The sequence below is a fragment of the Pseudomonas sp. R45(2017) genome, from assembly GCF_002112305.1.
Lineage (GTDB): Bacteria > Pseudomonadota > Gammaproteobacteria > Pseudomonadales > Pseudomonadaceae > Aquipseudomonas > Aquipseudomonas paraglycinae.
The window spans coordinates 1-21,860 of record NZ_NEHH01000010.1 but is presented as its reverse complement, the minus strand read 5'-3'; the positions used below and the strand labels follow the sequence as shown (position 1 = coordinate 21,860).

Genomic DNA, 21,860 nt, shown 5'->3' with positions numbered 1-21,860 from the left:
TTTGCGTGATAGTGATGCGTTTATGCATCAATGGAGAACGATATGAACTGGGATGATGCACGGGTGTTTCTTGCGGTCTGTCGCGAGTCGACATTGCGCGGTGCCGCGCGCGTGCTGGGCGTGGATCAGGCGACAGTAGGGCGACGCATCACGGCGCTGGAAAAGTCGCTGGGCGCGACCTTGTTTCTGCGCACCTCCGAGGGCTATGCACTGACGGCCGTCGGCGAAGCGGCGCTCAAGTCGGTAGAAAAAATGGAGCATTCGGCGCTGGAGCTGGAACGGCGTATCCAAGGCCTGGACGATCGCCTGACCGGCAGTGTGCGGGTCAGCACCACCGATTCGCTGGCCATCGATTTCCTGATCCCGGCCATTGCGCAGTTGCACGAACGGCATCCGGACGTGCGCGTGCAACTGGACGCCTCCACGCAGATCCTCAGCCTGGCCAAGCGTGAAGCGGACATCGCCGTGCGCAACACCCGCCCGGACAATCCGGACCTGATCGCCCGGCGCATCGCGCGTTGGCCGGTGGGGCTGTTTGCCTCGCAGGCCTACGTCGACAGCCATGGCGTGCCGACGCCGGGCAGTACGTTCGAGGGCCATGATCTGGTGGTGTACCAGCCGTATCTGCAAGGCAACAAGGACCTGACCCTGGTGACTGAACCCGTGACTCGCGGGCGGATCGTCGCCGGTCTGAGCTCCAGCCTGCTGGTACGCCGCTCGATTGCCGCCGGTCTGGGTGTAGGAGAAATCCCGGTCTACATGGGCGAGCGCGACGGTCTGGTCAGGCTGTGGCCGGAGCGTACGCGGCCGTTGCCTTATGAAGTGTGGCTGGTGACCCATGCGGATTTGCGCCATACCGCGCGGGTCAGGGCGGTGATCGAACACATAGTCGAAGCGTTTCTACTGGAGAATGAGTAGTCCTTGATGCCGTGTAGGACGGCTACATCAGCTGACGATCTTGCCTACAACAGCGCCAGAATCCGCTGGCTTGTGAGTTTTTTGGCCGGGCCCTATCGTTTCTCACACCCGGAGTGAGCAGGTGAAACGCTCCGAGGGATCAATCCAGGGAAGTGTTGATAAACGTCAGAGGTGCGGAATTGATTGCAAGGGAATTCAGCCAATTTCAAGCAAGCGACATGGCCGGGCAAACGGATAGTAGTGAGTGTATGAACTACATAACGCGAGACGAATTCAGCGCCAGGATCGAAGTCATCGAGACTAGAATCGATGCACGGATCGAGTCCATGTCCGCCAAGATCGATGGCTTTCTGACCCAACAGGCTGAGCGGGATCAGGCACGGTTGGAGCTCGAAAAAAGTCAGGAGCAGGGCCGGCTGGAGCAAAAACGCTCTATGGAGGAGGCACGGTTCGAGTGGGAGCGATCTCAGGAGGCGGCTCGGGTGGAGCGTGAGCGGTCCCAAGACGCGGCGCGTCTGGAGCAGAAACGAGAGCAGGAGGCAGCACGGCGGGAGTGGGAGAAGTCTCAGGAAAAGTCGCGCCTTGAGCGGGAAGAGGCCCAGGAGAAAGTGCGCCTTGAGCGGGAGCAGGCTCAGGAAAGAATCCAGCTGGCGCACGAGAAGAATCTCGAAAACCTGCGGCAGGAGCGCTTGAAGGCTCGGCTGGGGCATGAAAAGGTCTTGGAGACGGCCCGACAGGAGCGGGAGACCGCCCGGGTCGAGCGAGAGAAAGTCTACGAAAAGGTCAGACTGGAACAAGAAAAGGCTCATCTGGAGCGCGACCAGCGTTACGCGATCGTCTCGGCTCGCATTGACAGGTCTCTGGAGCGAATTGACGAAGCCGTCAGGCAGGTCTCGACGATCAAGGCGAATTACTGGGCGGCAACGGCCGTACATTTTCTCGGAATGGTTGCCATACTCGCGGGTTCTTACTACGCCAATCAGGCAAACGTGCTCGTCACGATGCAGACCACCCTGGCCATGATTCAATCGGTGAAAGAGGCTGGAAACCCTGCGCCGGCAGTGCTGATGAGCTTGCCAGCAGAATGAAAAACGGCCTTCAACGAAGGCCGTTTTTTCGAGCGATGAAAACCACGGGCTTATGGCATTTCCGGCAGTTCCTGCGGGCGCAGGTCAAACACCAGGACTTCGGCATCCTGACCATTGCTCAGGGTCAGTGCCTGTTCTTCACGAACCCGCACGCCGTCGCCTTCCTTCAACTGCACGCCGTTCAGTTCAACACTACCGCGAGCGACGTGCACATAGGCATAGCGGTTGGCAGGCAGCTTGAGGGTGGCGCTTTCCTCGCCATCGAACAGCCCGGCATACACCCGTGCATCCTGGCGCACTTTCAGCGAGCCGTGGCTGCCTTCGGGCGAAATGATCAGTTGCAGGCGACCGCGTTTTTTCTGTTCGCTGAAGTGCTCTTGCTGGTAACGCGGTTTCGCGCCGCTGACGTCCGGTACGATCCAGATCTGCAGGAAGTGCACAGGCTTGGTCGCCGAATGGTTGAACTCACTGTGGGCCACGCCGCTGCCGGCGCTCATCAGTTGCACATCGCCGGGGCGGATTACCGAACCGGTGCCGAGGGTGTCCTTGTGTTCCAGCGCACCTTCGAGCACATAGGAGAAAATCTCCATGTCACGGTGCGGGTGCTGGCCGAAGCCCTTGCCGGCGGCAACGCGGTCATCGTTGATTACCAGCAGGTCGGAGAAACCCTGTTCACGCGGGTCACGGTAGCTGGCGAAAGAAAAGGTGTGGAACGACTTCAACCAGCCATGATTGGCCAGACCACGGTCGGAAGCTTTACGAAGGGTCAGCATGATGAAATCTCCTTTCAGGACGTGGATTCGTCCGAGTGAGGAGAAGGTTACTGGTTACCCCGCGATGCAATAAGTAGATGAAAATTGAAATACTGTCCCGTATGAGTTGACAGTTGTGAGTACTGGATCACGCATTCTTTTCCAACGTTTCCACCGTATCTGGCCATAATGCGCAGACTTATGATTCCACATGGATTTTGGTGATACCCCCATGAAGACCGTGGCAATGGTGCTGTTTCCGGATTTTCTGCTGCTCGACATGGCTGGGCCGCTGGAAGTCTTTTCGGTTGCCAACCGCTACCTGAAACCGCAAGACCACTATCACCTGACCACCCTGGGCACCGAGCGCGGGCCGTTGCGTGCGTCCAATGGCGTGCTCGTGCACACCGATCGGCACATCGACGAAGCCGATGAGCGCTACGACTTGCTGCTGGTGCCGGGCGGCCCTGGCGCCTACAACGAAAAACACCCGCCGTTGCTCGCCTGGCTGCAAGGCGCGGTGACACGTGCGGGGCAATACGGCTCGATCTGTACCGGCGCCTTCGTGCTGGGTCACGCCGGATTGCTCGACGGCTATCGTGTGACCACCCACTGGAATTACACCGAACGCCTGATCAAGGGCTTTCCGAAGGCAAACGTCGCGACCGACCAGATTTTTATTGAGGATCGCAACCTGATCACCTCCGGGGGCGTCACGGCCGGGATCGATATGGCGTTGGCGGTGGTCGCCCGCGATCATGGCAAAAAGATTGCCCAGGACGTGGCCAAAGTGCTGCTAGTGGTGATGAAACGTCAGGGCGGGCAAGCGCAGTTCAGTCCGCTGATGGCCGCGGTGGCCCCCCAGGAAACGCCGATCACCCGGGTGCAGAACCATGTGCTGGAGCATCTTGAGGAAGCCTTCACCGTCGAGCGCATGGCAAGTCTTGCGAACATGAGTGCACGACACTTCGCTCGGGTATTCGCCCGCGAGGTCAACATGACACCCATGGAATTCCTGCAAAGTGCGCGCATCGATTGCGCGCGCAATCTGCTGGAAACCAGCGATCTGCCGCTGAAAACCGTGGCCTACAAAAGCGGTTTCGGCAGCGTGCGGCACATGCGTTTTCTGTTCGGCGAAAAGCTTGGGCTGACCCCGACGCAATATCGCGAACAGTTCAGCTAGAGCGGTTCTGTCCGTTACGGGCATCCGGATGTCCGTGCTGGACCCCGCGTGGTGGTTGTACCGTCATCGAGGCCTGCGAAGATAACGGACATGAACAGCCTCAACGAATTGAACTCGGCGTCGGTCCTGCGTTTCGGGCCATACACGTTCCATTTGCGCCAACGGCTGATCCTCGAAGGGGATCGGCAATTGCGCATGGGCGGTCGTGCGCTGGACATTCTGCAAGTGCTGGTCGAGCGCGCCGGACGGGTGGTCAGTAAAGAGCAACTGATTTCGCTGGTGTGGCCGACGTCGGTGGTCGAGGAGATCAACCTGCGAGTGCACATCGCCGCGTTGCGCCGGGCTCTCGGTGATGGTGAAAACGGTCAGCGCTACATCGTCAATGTGCCGCAATGCGGGTACAGCTTCGTGGCACCGGTGCAGGGCGACAGCGTCGCCCAAGTGGTGTTCGAAAGCCTGCAAGCACCCCAACACAACTTGCCCGCACGGCTGACGCCGGTCACCGGTCGTGATTCACTGGTCGGTGGTCTGGTCCGGCAACTGCCGTTGACCCGGCTCCTGACGGTGACGGGACCTGCCGGTGTCGGTAAGAGCACCGTGGCATTGCGTGCAGCGGAACTGCTGCTGCAGCATTTTCGTGACGGCGTGTGGCAGGTGGATCTGTCGCAGACCGACGAAGACACTTCGCTCCTCGATCACCTGCTGAAAACCCTCGATATCGACTTCCCCACCCTGGCCGCGCGCCACGCCTTGTTGGTGCTGGACAACTGCGAGCATCTGCACGAAGCCTGTCGGCACCTGCTGCAAAAACTGCTCGACGCCGCGCCTCGTCTGTCGATCCTGGCCACCAGCCGCGAACCGTTGCGTCTCGGTCTGGAAGTCCTCCAGCCGCTGCCGCCCCTGACCCTTCCCAAAGCCTCGGCCCTCAACAGTGTCGCCGAGGTCATGGGCTATTCGGCGGTGCAGCTGTTTGTCAGTCGTGCCCGTGCGCGTCAACACGGCTTCAGTCTGCGTGAGCAGGATCTGGAAACGGTGCGCGATATCTGTCGGCGGCTCGACGGTCTGCCATTGGCGATCGAACTCGCGGCGGCGCAGATCGATGCGCTGGCGCTGGTCGGCCTTCAGACCCAACTGGATCAAGGCCTGCAAGTTCTGAGTCACGGTCGCCGCACCGCCGTGCCACGCCACCAGTCGATGAAGGCTGCGCTGGACTGGAGCTATCAGCGCTTGAGCGAGCAGGAACAACGCGTGCTGCAACGCTTGTCGGTGTTCAAGATGGCATTCACCCTGGATGCCGCCATCGGCGTGATCAGTTGCGCGCAATTGCCACCCTCGACACTGGTGGCAGTGGTCGAGCAGCTGGCGGCCAAGTCGTTGCTGACCACAGATCGGTCCAGCGGGACGCTGCGCTATCGAATGTTCAACACCACGCGCCGCTACGCCCGCGAACAGCTGGAGCAGGGCGGCGAACTGAGTGATGTCGAGCGTCGGCACGCGCGCTACCTGGGTCGCACCCGGCCAGCTTCAAGCGGCCGACTGACCGCGCAGTTCGTCGAGCAGTAAACGCACTTTGCGCAAATCCGGGGTGGCATAGCCTTCGGTGAAGCGCTGGTAGATCGGTGTCAGCAATTCGAGTGCCTCACGGTAGCGCGACTGACGCTGCCACAACTGCGCCAGCGACATCGCGCTGCGCAGTTCCCAGGCCAGCGCGCCTTGCGTCCGTGCAATCTCGAGCGATTGCTGCAAGGCGCTTTCGACCGTGTGATGGCAGGGCGAATCAGCCGCCAGCAATCGCTCGGCCCGGGCCCGCAAGATCTCTGCCGTGCTCCAGCCGGCTGCGCCACTTTGTGCTCGTTCGAGCAACGCATCATCAACGAAAACCGGATCCAGCGTGACCATGATTTCCCTGACCAGACCGCTGTCGGCGGGCGGGATGGCGGGGGCCTTGTCGACGTCGATCACTTGCGCGTAGTGCCGCGCCCACGTATAGAACAGCAGCACCGAATGCTTCTGCGCCTGTTCGAGCAACAGTTGCAGCAGCGCGCGGGCGTTTTGTACGTCGCCGTTGTAATGGGCGATCAGGCACGAGGCGAGTGCCAGGGTGTAGCAAATCGAGGTGCCGTGGTTGATCTGTACCGCGATGTCCAGCGCCTGCCGTGCCGTGCGCCAGGCCTGCTCGGGAAAACCTTGCAACCACAGCACTCGGGCGAGCACGGTCAGCGAGGCGACGCTCTGATCGTATTGCACGCCGAAACCGTGAGTGAAGCGGTTGAGGTGGCCGCTGTGGGCCATGCGCTGAATGACCTGTTCGGCGTGGATTCGCGCCTGATGCTGATCGCCGGCGTAATGCAGCGCGAGTACCCGCAAACGATGGGTACTCAGGGACAACTGCGCATCGCCGTGCACACCGAGGCTTTCGAATTGCTCGCTCTGATCGAGCGCCATCTGGTAATGCCCGCAACTGAGGTTGACCGCCATGTGTCCCGACACTGCGCGCAATTGTCCGGCCTTGTCGTCGTGCTGTTGCGCCAACAGGCGGGCGCTGGCAAAGGCTTCAATGGTTTCCGGTGTGCCACCCCAGGTGTGGTAGCAGGCGCTGCCGAGGGCCAGTTTCAAGGCGATTTCCAGTCGCGGGCAGGGCGCGTCGGATGACGCCAGCAATGCGAGTGCCCGACGCACATGCACGCCGTACTCCTTGAGCAGGGACAACTCCTGCCACAACGGCGCCGACGTCGCCGTCAGTCGAACGCCGAGCGCGCGCGAGCCTTCATCGTTCAGCGTCCACTCAAGCGCCGCCCGCAGGTCTTCGAGGCCACGGGCGTAGCGCTCGATCCAGACTTCGGTCGCCGTATTTTCCCAATCGGCCTGGGCCTGATGCATCAGCGCCAGGCTGCGTTCGGCATGGCGTTCGCGGGTTTCGCCGAGCTCGGCGGCCTGGTCGAGTTTTTCCAATGCATAGCGGCGGGTAGTGTCGAGCAGGCGATAGAACACCTCTTCATCGCCGACCTCGACGTTGAGCAGCGACTTGGCGACCAGTTGCGTGATCGAGGCAAACACTTCGTTCGACTCGATGTGCTGACCGACGATAACCGCCGCCGCCGATTCCAGCGTGAATGCGCCACGAAACACACCCAGTCGACGCAGACCGGTCTGTTCGCAGGCGTTGAGCAGATTGAAACTCCAGTCCAGCGTAGCGCGCAGGGTTTCATGCCGGCCGAGGCGAGTCTGATTGCCCGTCGGCAAACGCCCCTGAAGCTGACTCAGCAAACCGTCCAGCCCGAGGCCCGCCACCTGCGCGGCGGCCAGTTCAAGCGCCAGTGGGATGCCATCGAGCCGTCGACAGATGTCGATGATCAAGGGCAGATCAGCATTGTCCGGCTCAAAGTGTTCGTGGGCCGCCATTGCCCGTTCGACGAACAGTTGCAGCGCAGAAAATCCCATCGCCTGATCGCGGTCGAGTACTGCAATCGGCGGCGGGCAATCGAGGGATTCCAGACGCTGAACGTACTCGCCCTCGGCGCGCAGGCTTTCGCGGCTGGTGGCCAGAATATGCACCTGCGGCGCGCCACGCAGAATGCTTTCACTCAGCAATGCCACGGCGTCGATCAAGTGCTCGCAGTTATCGATCACCAGCAGCATCTGCCGCTCGCGCAGGCTGTTGATCAGGCAAGCCATCGGCTCGCTGTCATGCAGCGAAAGATCCAGCAGGCCGGCGAGGTGCGAGCAGATTGAGCCGGGATCGTTGAGCGGTGTCAGATCCAGCAGACGAATTCCGTCACGATAGCGGCCAATCAGTTGTTCGGCGACGCGCAGGGCCACGGTGGTCTTGCCGATGCCGCCGGGGCCGACCAGGGTGATGCAGCGCTGGCGCGGCAGTTGCGTCATCAGGCTGTCGACCACCGACTGGCGACCGATCATCCGCGTGCGCCGCAATGGCAGGTTATGCCGGCCGAGGTTGGCGGCGGCGGGGCGTTGTTCGATGGATTGCAGCACGACCGGCGCGACGAAACTGTAACCGCGCTGCGCCACGGTGACGATGTAGCGTTGCCCGGCCTGACCGTCGCCGAGGGCCTTGCGCAGCGCGGCCATGTGTACCCGCAAATTGATGTCTTCCACCACGCTGTCCGGCCAGACCCCGGCGATCAGCTGCTGCTTGCTCACCACCTCGCCGGCGTGGGCCAACAGGATCAGCAGAATGTCCATGGCGCGGCGGCCCAGGCGCAAAGGCTGGTCGCCCTCAAGCACCAACCGCTGGCCGGGGTGGATCCGATAGGGGCCGAAACCGATGGCCTGATTCGGGGAAAGACTCAACCGCTCACTCCTTCGACGTTTTTTATGATCCTGGTCCGCCTCGGTGAAGAATCCGTGACGGGCAGGGCGGGGAGCGACTTGAGGGTCACGCAAGCCGTCTAATCCGCAGTATCCGGGCATATTCCTCAGGATTTGTCGCCAGTGCAACGTGCGCGCAACGCACGCGCCCCGGCATCGCTCGGCATCCAGTGCCGTCACCACTGTATTTAAAGGCCGGAACCTGTGCCGGCTCACCCGACAGCCGGGAAAAATTAACAACGATTAACTCGTCCGCGCCCGCTTCAAAGCCAAAACTCCGGGGCAATGGAATGCATACGTCCGGAGGACGCTGCGATGAGCAAGGTAGTGGTGGTCTATCACAGTGGCTACGGGCACACCCGCGTCATTGCGCAGGCAGTGGCCCAAGGTGTGGAACGCCATTTGGGCAGCACCTGCCTGTTGCTGGCGGTCGAAGACGTCGAGGCCCACTGGGATGACCTGCACCGCGCCGACGCCATCATCTTCGGTGCACCGACCTACATGGGCAGCGCCTCGGCGGCGTTCAAGCAATTCATGGAGGCCACGGCCTCGTTCTACCTCGCCCGGCCGTGGCGCGACAAACTCGCGGCGGGCTTCACCAATTCCGGCAGCCTGTGCGGCGACAAGCTCAATACCTTGCTGCAAATGGCGGTGTTCGCGGCCCAGCATTCGATGATCTGGGTCGGGCTCGATCTGCTGCCGGCGCGTGCGTGCGGAGGTGTGTTCGACGGCCAGTTGAATCGCCTCGGCAGCTCCCTCGGCGCGATGTCTCAATCCTGCGTCGAGCAACCGCCCGAACAGGCACCTCCTCTGGAAGACCAACAAACCGCCGCGCATCTGGGCGAGCGGGTGGCGCGACTGGCTCAGCGGATGGCTGGGGAGTGAAACCGCCTCAGCGGTTTTTCATGACCTGACAACGCCACGCAAACGGATTGATGCCTTCGCTGCGGGTGAAGATGTGGCAGAAGTGCGCTTGATCGCAGAAGCCGCATTCCAGGCTGATTTGCGTGAGGCTGTGGTTCGTCTGCTGGATCAACAGCTTGGCCCGGGCAATGCGCTGGGTGCGGATCCAGTCTTGCGGCGAGTACCCGGTGCTGCACTTGAACGCCCGGGAAAAATGGCTGCGTGACAGTGAGCAGGCGTTGGCCAGCTCGGTGACTTCAAGGCTGTCGCCGAGGCGTTCGAGGATCAGTTGTTTCACCAGCCGCTCGCGCTGCGGGCTGAGGCCGCCGGTGCTGGTCTTGCGGGGTTCGCTGGCAGGGGCGCGGGCGACGGTTTGCTGTAAGTGAGCCATGGCCAAGGTCCGTGTCGGTGGGGAACGCACGGTCAGCGCTTTCCCTCAGGTCAATAAAACAACGCTGCGCAGAGGGATTCATTGTTTGACGAGGGGCGAAGGCTGACGAGTTAAACGTTGTTAATTCCACCGTCGGCTGCAACTCAGCACACCGCTGCAAGTCCCCATGACGGGAAGCGGGCAGGATGGCGACGATTGGGGGCGGGCCATAAGGGGCCGCAGAATCGGGCTCGGGCGAGAGGATGCATATGAAAGGTTTGTTCAACGGCGCAATCGGCGTGGCGTTGGTCGGTGTGATGTCTAGCGCCATGGCGCAGGCACCGCAGGTTGGCACGCAGGCGCCGGGTTATTTCCGGCTGGCGCTGGGCGATTACGAGGTGACGGCGCTGTTCGACGGCTACAACGATTTGTCGCCGAAGCTGCTGCAGGGCATGAGCCAGAGCCAGATTCGCGCGCTGCTGGCCCGTCGCTCGATTGAAACGCCGGGCGTGCAGACCGCGTTCAATGCGTTCCTGGTCAACACCGGCAAACAACTGATTCTGGTGGATACCGGCGCGGGCCAGTGCATCGGCGCCACTGCCGGCCAGCTCTCGGCGAACATGCAGGCAGCGGGTTACAAGCCTGAGCAGGTCGACGCGATTCTGCTGACGCACCTGCACCTGGATCACGTCTGTGGACTGGTCGACGGCCAGCAACGGCCGATCTTTGCCAATGCCACGGTTTACGCCGCCAAGGCCGAAGCCGATTACTGGCTCGATCCGCAGGCCGAGGCCAAGGCGCCAGCTGGTGCCCGGGAGTTTTTCAAGATCGCCCAGGATTCCACTGCGCCTTACGTGGCGGCCGGGCGCTTCAAGACATTCGCAGAGGGCCAGTCGCCTTTGCCGGGTGTGGTCGAAGCGACACTGGAAGCCGGGCACACGCCGGGCAGCACCACCTACCGTTTCACTTCGCAGAACCAGAGCATCGTGTTCATGGGCGACCTGGTGCACAACCTGGCGGTGCAGTTCGATCATCCGGAGGTGTCGATCCGCTTCGACGTCAACGGTCAGCAGGCGATCAAGAGTCGTAACGCTGTGTTCAGTGCAGCGGCGGCCAGCAAGACCTGGGTCACGGCTGCGCACTTGCCGTTCCCGGGCATCGGCCATATCACCGCGGTCGACAAACACTTCCAGTGGGTGCCGGTCGAATACGGTCCCTACAAACGCGCGGCCAAAGTACCGCTCATCGAGTAAAGTGCCCATCTTTCACGTCAGGCTCAAACAAGGAAAACGTGCTCCATGAACCGAAACGATCTGCGCCGCGTCGACATGAACCTGCTGGTGATTTTCGAGGCACTGATGTTCGAAAAGAACCTGACCCGCGTCGCCGAAAAACTGTTCATGGGCCAACCGGCGGTGAGCGCGGCGCTGGGCCGCTTGCGCGATCTGTTCGACGATCCGTTGTTGCTGCGCAATGGCCGGGGCATGGAACCGACGGCGCGGGCGCTGGCGATTCTTCGGGAACTGCAACCGGCGATGGACGTGATTTCCGGCGCGGTCAGCCGGGCCAAGGAATTCGATCCGGCGACCAGTTGCGACGTGTTCCGCATCGGTCTGTCGGATGACGCGGAGTTCGGCCTGTTCCCGCCGCTATTGCGCCAGTTGCAGGAAGAGGCGCCGGGGATCGTGGTCGTGGTGCGCCGCGCCAACTACCTGCTGATGCCGACGTTGCTGGCCTCCGGGGAAATCTCCGTCGGCGTGAGTTACACCACCGATCTGCCGGCCAACGCCAAGCGCAAGAAACTGCGCGACATTCCCTGCAAGGTCTTGCGCGGCGACAACCGGCCAGGCCCGCTGACCCTCGACGAATACTGCGAGCGACCCCATGCGATGGTGTCGTTCTCCGGCGATCTGAGCGGCAACATCGACGTGGACCTGGCCAAGGTCGGTCGCAGCCGCCGGGTGGTGCTTGGCGTTCCGCAATTCAGTGGCTTGCGCGCGCTGCTGGCGGGCACCGAGATGATCGCGACCGTGCCGGATTACGCGGCGTGTGCGTTGGTCGAAGGCTGTGCGTTGCGGGCTGAAGATCCGCCGTTTCCCATCGATGCGGCGCAACTGTCGATGGCGTGGAGCGGGGTGCATGACAACGACCCGGCGGAGAAATGGCTGCGGTCGCGGATCAGTCAGTTCATGTCGGTGACGCTGGATATTCCGGTGGTTTAAGCGTGCCGTTCGTCTGAATCAACCCGCAACCTGTTAGTTCTGACAGTGGTGCGTGCTCGTCTTCCCGTGTTTGATGGGCCAATGCCGAAGCGGCCAGCTATCAAGGGAAGTGAATATGGACACGCCGATTCCTGCGCTCACCCGTGACGATCTGCCACCACTGGCAATTGAAGAAAGTTCGAAGGGTTTCCTGGTGCCAGCGGCCGCCCGGTACAACCTGACGGTAACAATCGACTTCCCTTGGTTGCCAGGGGACTTTATTACGATCAAGGTGGCAGGAACTCCAGGTCCCGGTTCCTATACGTCGCCGCGAATCCCGATCGGCGGATTCAAACGCCCTTTTACGACCCACATTGACACCACATTGATAGCATTTAATCTCGGGCTAACTGTCAGCGCCTTTTACACGCTTCACCGTGGCACTGAACCGTCTGTGGAATCACAAACTTTGCCGCTTTACATACCGCTCATCAACCAACTTGATCTGCCCCTGCCGGTGATCAAGGAGGCAAGCGACGAAGGTGAGGGCACTCACCTGGATGTGAGCGAACTGGCTGAGGTTACATTGCGTATCAGGTCATGGCTGCTGAGCAGGCGCGAGCAGTTCTTCTGGCTCCGGCTTACAGGTGTGAAGCCCGACGGCAGTGTCTGGGAGGCCTGGTATTGGAAAGCACCGGAGAATGTCGTCGGTAATGGATTCAGTCTGGGATATAAAGAGGAAAGAGTCCCTGCTGCACCGCTGCAAGGTCTGCAAAATGGCAGCGTGCTGACGATGAGATTCTGGGCCGGGCTGCAAAACAGTCCGGAGCTTTCCGAGGCCCAGGCATTTGCCCATCGGAACTACACCGTCAATACAGTTGCAACCAATACGCCCGGCATATCGTCGGTCACCGATGCCGAGGGTGAAGTCCCCGATGGCGCAGACACCCGCTACACCAGCGTTACCCTGAGCGGTAGTGGTTTCGGCGCGATAGACGTCTTTGATGGTCAAACTTTTCTGGACACCGTCAACGCAGTGGGCGGTATCTGGACCTATTTGGCAAAGGCACTGACCGGAGGCCTGCATTCGTTCACGGTTCGTTTGGCAGATGGCAGCGGGGGAACGTCCAGTCCGAGGCGAATCAAGGTCGTCATTCAGAACCTCGAGGTGACGATTGCCGAGGCGCCCGATAATGGCAATGTTGATCCGTTGGCGGTAGAGATGAATCTGACGGCTGTCGTGAATTACGACATGCAGCCCAACGACCGGATCAGAGTCCGCTGGACTGCTGCGCCGGGGACTCCGGCGGCGGGCTCACACACCACCAATACCCTCACAGCCGGCCCCACGCGTCCCAGGAGAATCCCTTTGCCGCTTACGCTCGTGGCGTTCAGCCTGGGCAAGCGGGTCACGGTCAGCGCCGAATATGATCGCGGCACGGCTCAGCCCGTGCCTTTGGGGCCTATTCATCTGAATGTGGGGATGATCCCGGCGGACCGGTTCATTCCTCCCGTTTTTCTCGAGGCCAATGGTACGTCGGACCTGTTCTTGGCCAGCGTGCAGGGCGGCGCAACCTTGCGCTTTGGTGTATGGCCGCATATTGCGAGATTGCAGTCACTCTGGCTGGATCTGGAGGGCGAAGACATCAACGGTGCCCCCCATAATCTCGCGATGTGGACGGGCAACGTTACCGTCAACCAGAGCTGGGTCTTCAATAACGGTTACAGCGTCATTGTTTTGTTCAGTTACTTGAAGGATCTGCGCCCCGGCAGCACGTTGACTCTGCGTTTCAGGGTCAATCTGGACACCGTCGCGAATTCGTCAACGGCTCAGGCTTTTGTCCTGCGTCAGTACACGATTCGATAGAGCGGGCGATCAAGAGCAAAGAGAGCACACCCATCCAATTTCCCCCCCGATCAATCATTGCACTATTCCCTGCAATGATTGATCAAGGGTGGGCCCATGAACGCTGTACAACGCAATGACCAGGCGCAAGATCTCGGCCTGCTGTTCCTGCGGGTGACCGGCGGGTTGTTTCTGCTGTTCGTCCACGGCTTGCCCAAGCTGCTGGACTTCACCGCGCAACTGCAACTGATCGAAGACCCGTTCCACCTCGGTGCCCACCTCACTTTGATTCTGGCGATCTTCGCCGAAGTCCTCTGCCCGCTGCTGATCGTCGCCGGGGTGCTGGCGCGTCTGGCGTGCTTGCCTATTCTCTTTGTGCTGCTGGTGGCGTTGCTGCTCGTGCATCCGCAATGGAGTGTGGCCGAAGGGCAATTCGGCTGGTTGCTGTTGATCCTCTTCACCACTGTTCTGATCGCCGGGCCGGGACGGCTGGCGCTCAATGTTCGTTTGCCCGGAGTACTCCGTTATGCCTGATGCCCAGACCCTGAAAAAACCGGGACCCGAAGAAACCGTGACGCTGATCGTCAAACACCGGGTCAAGGCCGGTTTTGAAGCGCCTTACGAAGCCTGGCTGCGCAATATCGTCAGCGTGGCGGGGCGCGAAGAAGGGCATCTGGGCGTGGACGTGATGCGCAGCCAGCAGGGCGGGCTCGCACTGTTCACCTGCGTGCTGCGTTATTGCTCGACCGAGGCGATGCAGCGCTGGCTCGATTCGCCGCAGCGTCAGAAGCTGATCGATGAAGCGGCGCCGATGCTAGCCGACGGCGACCAGACCGAAGTCAACGCAGCCAACGAATTCTGGTTCACGCCGACGGCCGAGGCCGGATCGCCGCCGCCACGCTGGAAGCAGGCTGTAGTGACGCTGCTGGTGATCCTGCCGCACACCTTGCTGGTGCCGCTGATCTGGGGGCCGTTGCTGCAGCTCAATGCCTTTCTGTCCAACTACGTGGTCGCCACGTTCCTGATCACCCTGACCATCGTGGTGTCGGTGGTTTACGTGTTCATGCCGCCGGTGACCCGTCTGTTCGCGCCGTGGCTGGAAGCCGGTCAGTCACACAAACACCTCGAATCCAATGCCAACTCGCCACGCTGAAGCGGTGGGTCCGGGCTCCGTCTCACTTATCTCGAAGGAACTGCGATGAACGCCGATCTGATTCTGTTCAATGGCCAATTTCATACGGTAGACCGCGAAAAACCCCTCGCCAGTGCCGTGGCGATCAAGGACGGCCGCTTTGTCGTCGTCGGTAACGATACGCAAGCCATGGCCCTGCGCGGCGCCGGTACGCAAGTGGTCGACCTCAAGGGCCGCTGCGTGATTCCCGGCCTCAACGACTCGCACTTGCACCTGATCCGTGGCGGCTTGAACTACAACCTCGAACTGCGCTGGGAAGGTGTACCGTCGCTGGCCGATGCGCTGCGCATGCTCAAGGATCAGGCCGACCGCACACCGACCCCGCAATGGGTGCGCGTGGTCGGTGGCTGGAACGAATTCCAGTTCGCCGAAAAACGCATGCCGACCCTCGAAGAGATCAACCAGGCGGCACCGGACACCCCGGTATTCATCCTGCACCTGTACGACCGTGCGTTGCTCAACCGCGCTGCGTTGCGCGTTGCCGGCTACACCCGCGACACGCCGAACCCGCCTGGCGGCGAGATCGTGCGCGATGCCAACGGCAACCCGACCGGCATGCTGGTGGCGCGGCCAAACGCGATGATTCTGTACTCGACGCTGGCCAAGGGGCCGAAGCTGCCGCTGGAATATCAGGTCAACTCGACCCGCCAGTTCATGCGCGAACTCAACCGCCTCGGCCTGACCAGCGCCATCGATGCCGGTGGCGGTTTCCAGAACTATCCGGACGATTATCAGGTGATCGAACAACTGGCCAAAGACGACCAGTTGACCGTGCGCATCGCCTACAACCTGTTCACCCAGAAGCCCAAAGAAGAGCTGACCGATTTCCAGAACTGGACCGGCAGCGTCAAGTTGCATCAGGGCGATGACTTCCTGCGTCACAACGGCGCCGGCGAGATGCTGGTGTTCTCGGCAGCGGATTTCGAAGACTTCCTCGAACCGCGCCCGGACCTGCCGCAGACCATGGAACAGGAACTGGAGCCGGTGGTGCGTCACCTGGTCGAACAGCGCTGGCCGTTCCGTCTGCACGCCACCTACAACGAATCGATCAGCCGCATGCTGGATGTGTTCGAGAAGGTCAACCGCGACATTCCGTTCAACGGTTTGCCGTGGTTCTTCGACCACGCCGAAACCATCACCCCGCAGAACATCGAGCGGGTGAAAGCGCTGGGCGGCGGCATCGCGATTCAGGATCGCATGGCGTTCCAGGGTGAATACTTCGTCGACCGCTACGGCAAGCAAGCCGCCGAAGCCACGCCACCGATCAAGCGCATGCTCGCCGAAGGCGTGCCGGTCGGCGCGGGCACCGATGCCACGCGGGTGTCCAGCTACAACCCGTGGACCTCGCTGTACTGGATGGTCAGCGGTCGCACCGTCGGCGGTCTGGCGCTGTACGAAGAAGGTTTGCCACGTACCACCGCGCTGGAGCTGTTCACCCATGGCAGCGCCTGGTTCTCGTCCGAGCAGGGCAAGAAGGGCCAGATCAAGGTCGGGCAACTGGCGGACCTGGCAGCGCTGAGCGCGGACTTCTTCCATGTCGAGGAAGAAGCGATCAAGTGGATCGAGTCGGTGCTGACCGTGGTCGGCGGCAAAATCGTTTATTCCGCCGGAGACTTCGAAGACCTAGGCCCACGTGCATTGCCGGTGCTGCCGGACTGGTCGCCGGTGGTGAAAGTCCCGGGCCACTGGCGCCCGAATTCGCCCTTGCAGGCCCAGGTGCACCAGTGCAGCGGCCCGTGCGCGGTGCATACCCACAGCCATGAAAAAGCGCGGATGTCGAATGCGCCGGTCAGCGACTTCGCCGGTTTCTGGGGCGCGTTCGGTTGCTCCTGCTTCGCGTTCTGATCCTTTTGAAAAGCGCCGCTCTGTGTGAGCGGCGCTCCCCGCAACAACCATCCATCGAGGAGTTTCACATGAGCAACGTTCCTTACAGCCGCCTGAACAAAGACGATGCCGTTGTACTGTTGGTCGACCACCAGACCGGTCTGATCTCGCTGGTACAGGATTTCTCGCCGAACGAGTTCAAGAACAACGTGCTGGCGCTGGGCGACATCGCCAAGTTCTTCAACCTGCCGACCATCCTCACCACCAGCTTCGATTCCGGCCCGAACGGCCCGATCGTGCCTGAGCTGAAAGAGCAATTCCCGGACGCACCGTTCATTGCCCGCCCTGGCCAGATCAACGCCTGGGACAACGAAGATTTCGTCAAGGCCATCAAGGCCACCGGCCGCAAGCAACTGATCATCGCCGGTGTGGTGACTGACGTGTGCGTAGCGTTCCCGACCCTGTCGGCCATCGCTGAAGGTTTTGAAGTGTTCGTGGTGACTGACGCTTCCGGCACTTTCAACACCACCGTGCAGCAGGCTGCCTGGGCGCGGATGTCGGCTGCCGGCGCGCACCTGTTGAACTGGTTTGCTGTGGCCTGCGAGCTGCAAGTCGACTGGCGCAACGATATGGAAGGCCTGGCGAATCTGCTGTCGCAGCGTCTGCCTAACTACCGCAACCTGATCAACAGCTATACCAAGTTCACGGCCCAGTAATTGGCTGAACAAAATGCCCGCTGAAGAGCGGGCATTTTTTTTGCGGTGTTGGTGAGTGTGTATTTTCACTTCGAAAACGAGCCCTCACCCCAGCCCTCTCCCGGAGGGAGAGGGAGCTGACCGAGTTGTTCTTTCGAGGTACATCGACCTGAAAAATCGAGTCGAACTCAGGTTTTGAAAAGCACCGAGATCGGCTCCCTTTCCCCCTCGCCCCCCTGGGGGAGAGGGCTGGGCGGGCGGCGTTCCGATGAGGGGGTTGGATTTTGAAGTTAAAGAAGATTGAAAGCCCGGTGAATTATCGCGTCTGCAACCATCCCAAAAATCCACCTTTGCGAACCGGCACAGGCTTGGCCATCAACGCCAGCCGACTGTTCTGCTGCCGCACTGCCTGCAACTTGTTCAACGCCCGACCCACTTCACTGCGCTGTTCCATGCACTGGCGGGTCAGGTTCTTGTCGAGGCGATAAATGATCGACGACGTCAGCGCCGTGAACGTCGCCTGCGAAGGCGTATCCGCGAGGATGCTCTGTTCGCCCATGACCTCACTCGGCCCCATGCGCCCGGCCTCGGTGAAGCCGTTGCCGTCCGGTACGCTGGCGCTGACCACGCCGGTGGCGATCACGAACAGGCTGTCCGGGACTTCCTCCAGATTGAGCACTACCTGCCCGGCGCTGTACTGCTGCGCGACCATCGATTCGGCGAGGCGATCGCGTTCCTCATGGCTCAGCGAGCGGAAGATTTTCACTTCATCGAGCAAGGCGCGGGCGCGGGTCGAAGGTTCGATCACGCCGTCCGGGTGCCGCGAAATGCCAGCCGCTTCGAGATGGCGGTGGGCGAGGTCGAACAGTTGATTGCGCACCTCGCTTTTCTTGCCCAGTTCGGCGATGAACCCGCTGGCCACGTATTCCGACATTTCGTCGCCGGCCTCTTTCAGCACCGCTTTCGGCGCGGGCGTCAGCAACAGACTGCTGCTGCCTTGCAGCGTGCGCTCGAGGGCGTCGAGCACCCGGCGCGGGCGAATGTGGTTCGGCACCTTGATGCTGATCGACACGCCGTGCAGGTTGTTCGGGCGGCTGAGGTTGACGATCTTGGCCTTGGCCGCCACCGAGTTCGGCACCACGGCCAGAGTGCCGGTGCTGGACAGCAGGTGCGTGGCACGCCAGTTGATGTCGAGCACCTTGCCTTCGACGCCGTCGATGACCACCAGATCATCCACCTGATACGGCTTGGTGGTGTTAAGCACGATGCCGGAAAATACGTCGGCCAAGGTGCTTTGCAGCGCCAGACCGATGACGATCGCCACCACGCCGGAAGTCGCGAGCAGGCCTTTGACCGGCAGATCCAGCACATAACCGGCCGCCGCGACGATGGCCGCCAGAAACACCAGCGCCCCGATCACGTCCTGCAACAACCGGCCGCTGTGACCGATGCGGCGCATCAGGATCAGGCCGATGACTTCGGTCAGCACCCGCGCGGCGTACAGCCACCAGAGAATCCCCAGTGCCGTCGCCCCGAGTTGCGCCACCGGGTCATCGGCGAACAACGGCGCCTGCAACGGGCTGACACCGGCGTTGATGGCCAGTGCGTTGAAGCCCAGAAACAGCACCAGTCGCACAGCGACCCGTTGCGCGCGATGCTTGAACGGCACGAGATGCCAGAGCAGGGTGTCGAGCACCAGCAGCAGGGCGCTCCAGGACAGCAGGTGGGCAGAAAAAAGGCTCATGAGGTGAACTCCGGCGGGCACAAAAGAAAACGCCACACCCGAAGGTGTGGCGAGGGGTTGCACTCAGTTCAGATGGGTCTTGAGTTCCGCTGCGGCCTGGCGCACGGCGGCCTTCACCTCAGGGATTCCATTCAGCGGGTTGAGCAGGCCGAAGTCGTGAATCATCCCGTTGTAGCGCACCGAGGTCACCGGCACACCGGCCGCGTCGAGGTGGCGGGCGTAGCCTTCGCCTTCGTCACGCAGCACGTCGAACTCGGCGGTCTGCACCAGCGCGGCGGGCAGGCCCTTGAGCTGTTCGGCGCTGGCGTTGAGCGGCGAGGCATGGATCTGCGCACGCTCGGCCGGGTTGGTGGTGTAGTTGTCCCAGAACCACTGCATCATGCCCTTGGTCAGGAAATGGCCCTCGGCGAATTGCTGGTACGAGCCGTTATCGAACCCGGCGTTGGTCACCGGCCACATCAGCAACTGGAAGCGCAGGGCCGGGGTTTTCTGTTCCTTGGCCATCAACGCCACAACCGCTGCCATGTTGCCACCGACGCTGTTACCGGCCACCGCCAGGCGCTTGCCGTCGACCCCGATGTCCTTGCCGTGCTCGGCCACCCATTTGGTCGCGGCGTAGGCCTGATTGATCGCGGTCGGGTACTGCGCTTCCGGCGACGGCGTGTAGTCGACGTACACCGCGACCGCGCCAGAACCCACCACCAGATCACGAATCAGGCGTTGGTGCGTCGGGAAGTCACCCAGCACCCAGCCGCCACCGTGGAAGAACATGAACACCGGCAGCTCGCCCTTGATCTTGGCCGGACGCACCACTTTCAGATTGATCGTCTGGCCGTCGACCTTGATCGCCTTGTCGCTGACTTCAACGCCGGACAGATCAACCTTCACCGAAGCCTGGGCACCGGTCAGCACCGCACGGGCGTCTTTCGGGCTCAGTTGCTCAAGGGGTTTTCCACCGCCGGCGGCGAGGGCGTCGAGGAAGGCCTGAGTGTTGTGTTCGACCCCAGTGCTTTCGGCGGCGAATGCGTTGCCGATGGACAGGGCGAGGAGGGAAGCGGCGAGGGTTTTCTTGATGTTCATGTGCAAATCCTTTTTAAGTCGTTTGAGTTTTTATGCCTTGGGATCGGGCTGCTGTGGCGCTGGGCTTCAGGCCTCAGCAACACCGTGAGCACAGATTAATGAGGTGCCGGAAAGTGAAAAAGCGGTTATAAAGCGTTTAACTGTCAACCAGAGAGTGACAATGAACCCGTTCGAAGACATGCGTATTTTTTGCCAGGTGATGGACTCCGGCAGCTTCACGGCGGCGGCCGATCAGTTGGGCCTGTCCAAGCAGTTCGTCAGCCGTCGGTTGATGCAACTGGAGGAGCGCCTCGGCGTGCGATTGCTCAACCGTTCAACCCGGCGCCTGGACGTGACGCCGCTGGGCCAGAGCTATTACGAGTCGGCGCTGCGTTTGCTCGGCGAAGTGGAATCGGTGGAGCAGGGCATCGCCGGGCAGACTGCCGAGCCGCGCGGGGCGATTCGCGTGAGTGCGCCGCTGTCGTTCGCGCTGGCGCATCTGGGCTGCTTGCTGCCGCCGTTTCTGCAGCGTTATCGCGAGGTCACGGTGGAAGTGGACCTGAGCGACCGGCCGGTGGATCTGCTGGGCGAGGGTTACGACCTGGCGCTGCGCATTGGCGTATTGGAGGACTCGACCCTGATCGCCCGACGCATCGCGTCAATCGAACGGGTGTACTGCGCCAGTCCTGCTTATCTGGCCGAGCGCGGTGCGCCGGCCAAACCGGAAGACTTGCTCGGCCACGACTGCCTGCCTTACGGCCATGGGCGTTCGGTGCAGTGGCGATTCAACGCGGGGCAGGGCAAGCCGCTGCTGGTGAATGTCACCGGGCGGATGCGCGTCAACAACGGTGAATTGCTGCGGGATGCGGCGGTGGCGGGGATGGGGATTACCTATCTGCCGACGTTCATTGTCGGCGCGGCGCTGAAGGATGGGCGGCTGGTGCCGGTGCTGGACGAGTTTCGGCCGGAACCGCTGACGCTGTCGGCGGTGTATCCGCAGCATCGTCAGGCATCGCGGCCGGTGCAGGCGTTGATCGAGTTTTTGCGGGAGCGGCTGGATCAGAATCATGTCGCTCTCTAGGTTTTGCGGTGAACTGGTGGGCGCCGATGAGCCCTGTGGGAGTCGGGCTTGCCCGCGATAGCGGTGGGTCAGTTAGTAATGCTTTAACTGACCAGGCCTCATCGCTGGCAAGCCAGCTCCCACAGGGATTGCGGTGCTTTCAGTTCGGGTCAGTTGGCGCGCTTGTCATCGCCAGGCTCGCCGCCGACGTGAACACCGCGATCATCACCGGGTTCGCCCGCGGCATGCAGGCCTCGGTCATCACCGATTTCGCCGGCACGATGTACGCCATGGTCGTCACCGATTTCACCAGAGCGATGTACACCGTGGTCATCGCCGACCTCTCCGGACCGATGCACACCGTGGTCGTCGCCGGGTTCAGAATGCGTGCCGCTGCGACCGGATGACGCCGTGTTGCCGGAGTGGCCCGAGCCGTGGTCACTGCCGCTGTGGCCACTGTTGCCACCGCCGCCACTGCCACTGTTGCCGCCACTGCCGCTGCCGCCGTGACCACCACCATTGCCGCCACTGCCGCTGCCTCCGCCGTGACCACCACCGCTGCCGCCGCCACCACCATTACCGCCACCGCCACCGCCACCGCCACCGCCACCATTGCCCCCGGCATAAACCGAACCAATCGGCGAGAGGTCGGCGGGCAGCAAAGCCGTGGCGCCAAACGCGAAAGCACAGACTGCT

Annotated in this window: 19 protein-coding genes; 13 read left to right on the top strand and 6 right to left on the bottom strand. The window is 61.7% G+C overall.

Annotation, left to right across the window (positions count from 1 at the left end; all coding sequences use genetic code 11):
* Positions 1–42: 42 nt before the first annotated feature.
* Together CAF74_RS22280 and CAF74_RS22275 are read left to right on the top strand one after the other, a co-directional pair.
* Positions 43–918, top strand: coding sequence for a LysR family transcriptional regulator (locus CAF74_RS22280; protein WP_085747780.1), 876 nt, complete (start codon positions 43–45; stop codon positions 916–918).
* A 326-nt stretch (positions 919–1,244) separates the two neighbouring features.
* Positions 1,245–2,006 (top strand): hypothetical protein, encoded by a 762-nt coding sequence (locus tag CAF74_RS22275; protein ID WP_139832929.1) that lies wholly within the window; start codon positions 1,245–1,247, stop codon positions 2,004–2,006.
* Positions 2,007–2,056: 50 nt separating this feature from the next.
* Here CAF74_RS22275 and CAF74_RS22270 read toward each other — a convergent pair whose 3' ends face one another.
* The gene (locus tag CAF74_RS22270) at positions 2,057–2,779 is read right to left on the bottom strand and encodes a pirin family protein (protein WP_085689135.1); all 723 of its coding nucleotides are present in this window, start codon (positions 2,777–2,779) and stop codon (positions 2,057–2,059) included.
* 211 nt (positions 2,780–2,990) lie between these two features.
* Here CAF74_RS22270 and CAF74_RS22265 point away from each other — a divergent pair, with 211 nt between their 5' ends.
* Positions 2,991–3,941 (top strand): GlxA family transcriptional regulator, encoded by a 951-nt coding sequence (locus CAF74_RS22265; protein ID WP_085747778.1) that lies wholly within the window; start codon positions 2,991–2,993, stop codon positions 3,939–3,941.
* Positions 3,942–4,031: 90 nt separating this feature from the next.
* Positions 4,032–5,504 carry a winged helix-turn-helix domain-containing protein gene (locus CAF74_RS22260; RefSeq protein ID WP_085747777.1) on the top strand — a complete coding sequence of 491 codons (1,473 nt, stop codon included), beginning with the start codon at positions 4,032–4,034 and terminating at the stop codon, positions 5,502–5,504.
* On the opposite strand, the gene CAF74_RS22255 is transcribed toward CAF74_RS22260, so the two are convergent.
* Positions 5,466–8,252, bottom strand: coding sequence for a winged helix-turn-helix domain-containing protein (locus CAF74_RS22255; RefSeq protein ID WP_085747776.1), 2,787 nt, complete (start codon positions 8,250–8,252; stop codon positions 5,466–5,468). The genes CAF74_RS22260 and CAF74_RS22255 overlap by 39 nt on opposite strands.
* Before the next feature lie 333 nt (positions 8,253–8,585).
* Here CAF74_RS22255 and CAF74_RS22250 point away from each other — a divergent pair, with 333 nt between their 5' ends.
* A complete protein-coding gene (locus CAF74_RS22250; protein ID WP_085747775.1) occupies positions 8,586–9,155 on the top strand; it encodes a flavodoxin family protein in 570 nt (189 codons plus the stop codon).
* Positions 9,156–9,162: 7 nt separating this feature from the next.
* Here CAF74_RS22250 and CAF74_RS22245 read toward each other — a convergent pair whose 3' ends face one another.
* The gene (locus tag CAF74_RS22245) at positions 9,163–9,564 is read right to left on the bottom strand and encodes a helix-turn-helix domain-containing protein (protein ID WP_085747774.1); all 402 of its coding nucleotides are present in this window, start codon (positions 9,562–9,564) and stop codon (positions 9,163–9,165) included.
* A 248-nt stretch (positions 9,565–9,812) separates the two neighbouring features.
* Here CAF74_RS22245 and CAF74_RS22240 point away from each other — a divergent pair, with 248 nt between their 5' ends.
* The 7 genes from CAF74_RS22240 to ycaC all read left to right on the top strand — a co-directional run bounded on the left by CAF74_RS22240 (position 9,813) and on the right by ycaC (position 17,322).
* Complete coding sequence (locus CAF74_RS22240; RefSeq protein WP_085747773.1) at positions 9,813–10,796, top strand: MBL fold metallo-hydrolase; 984 nt, start codon at positions 9,813–9,815, stop codon at positions 10,794–10,796.
* Positions 10,797–10,841: 45 nt separating this feature from the next.
* Positions 10,842–11,765: a LysR family transcriptional regulator gene (locus CAF74_RS22235; RefSeq protein WP_007956084.1), complete on the top strand. Its 924-nt coding sequence runs from the start codon at positions 10,842–10,844 to the stop codon at positions 11,763–11,765.
* Positions 11,766–11,880: 115 nt separating this feature from the next.
* The gene (locus CAF74_RS22230; protein ID WP_085747772.1) at positions 11,881–13,611 is read left to right on the top strand and encodes a hypothetical protein; all 1,731 of its coding nucleotides are present in this window, start codon (positions 11,881–11,883) and stop codon (positions 13,609–13,611) included.
* A gap of 96 nt (positions 13,612–13,707) precedes the next feature.
* Positions 13,708–14,124: a DoxX family protein gene (locus CAF74_RS22225; protein ID WP_039771512.1), complete on the top strand. Its 417-nt coding sequence runs from the start codon at positions 13,708–13,710 to the stop codon at positions 14,122–14,124.
* Positions 14,117–14,743: an antibiotic biosynthesis monooxygenase gene (locus tag CAF74_RS22220; RefSeq protein ID WP_085747771.1), complete on the top strand. Its 627-nt coding sequence runs from the start codon at positions 14,117–14,119 to the stop codon at positions 14,741–14,743. Before CAF74_RS22225 ends, CAF74_RS22220 begins: the two co-directional genes overlap by 8 nt.
* A gap of 45 nt (positions 14,744–14,788) precedes the next feature.
* The gene (locus CAF74_RS22215) at positions 14,789–16,627 is read left to right on the top strand and encodes an amidohydrolase (protein WP_085747770.1); all 1,839 of its coding nucleotides are present in this window, start codon (positions 14,789–14,791) and stop codon (positions 16,625–16,627) included.
* 68 nt (positions 16,628–16,695) lie between these two features.
* Entirely contained in the window at positions 16,696–17,322 is a 627-nt protein-coding gene (ycaC, locus tag CAF74_RS22210; RefSeq protein ID WP_039771508.1) for an isochorismate family cysteine hydrolase YcaC, read from the top strand.
* A gap of 295 nt (positions 17,323–17,617) precedes the next feature.
* Here ycaC and CAF74_RS22205 read toward each other — a convergent pair whose 3' ends face one another.
* Together CAF74_RS22205 and CAF74_RS22200 are read right to left on the bottom strand one after the other, a co-directional pair.
* Positions 17,618–19,045 (bottom strand): mechanosensitive ion channel family protein, encoded by a 1,428-nt coding sequence (locus CAF74_RS22205; protein WP_085747769.1) that lies wholly within the window; start codon positions 19,043–19,045, stop codon positions 17,618–17,620.
* Positions 19,046–19,108: 63 nt separating this feature from the next.
* Positions 19,109–20,125 carry an alpha/beta hydrolase gene (locus tag CAF74_RS22200; RefSeq protein WP_085747768.1) on the bottom strand — a complete coding sequence of 339 codons (1,017 nt, stop codon included), beginning with the start codon at positions 20,123–20,125 and terminating at the stop codon, positions 19,109–19,111.
* 160 nt (positions 20,126–20,285) lie between these two features.
* Here CAF74_RS22200 and CAF74_RS22195 point away from each other — a divergent pair, with 160 nt between their 5' ends.
* The gene (locus tag CAF74_RS22195; protein ID WP_085747767.1) at positions 20,286–21,185 is read left to right on the top strand and encodes a LysR family transcriptional regulator; all 900 of its coding nucleotides are present in this window, start codon (positions 20,286–20,288) and stop codon (positions 21,183–21,185) included.
* A gap of 149 nt (positions 21,186–21,334) precedes the next feature.
* Here the strand turns inward: CAF74_RS22195 and CAF74_RS29460 are convergent.
* The coding region (locus CAF74_RS29460) for a hypothetical protein (RefSeq protein WP_256578404.1) at positions 21,335–21,860 on the bottom strand (526 nt) is incomplete at its 5' end.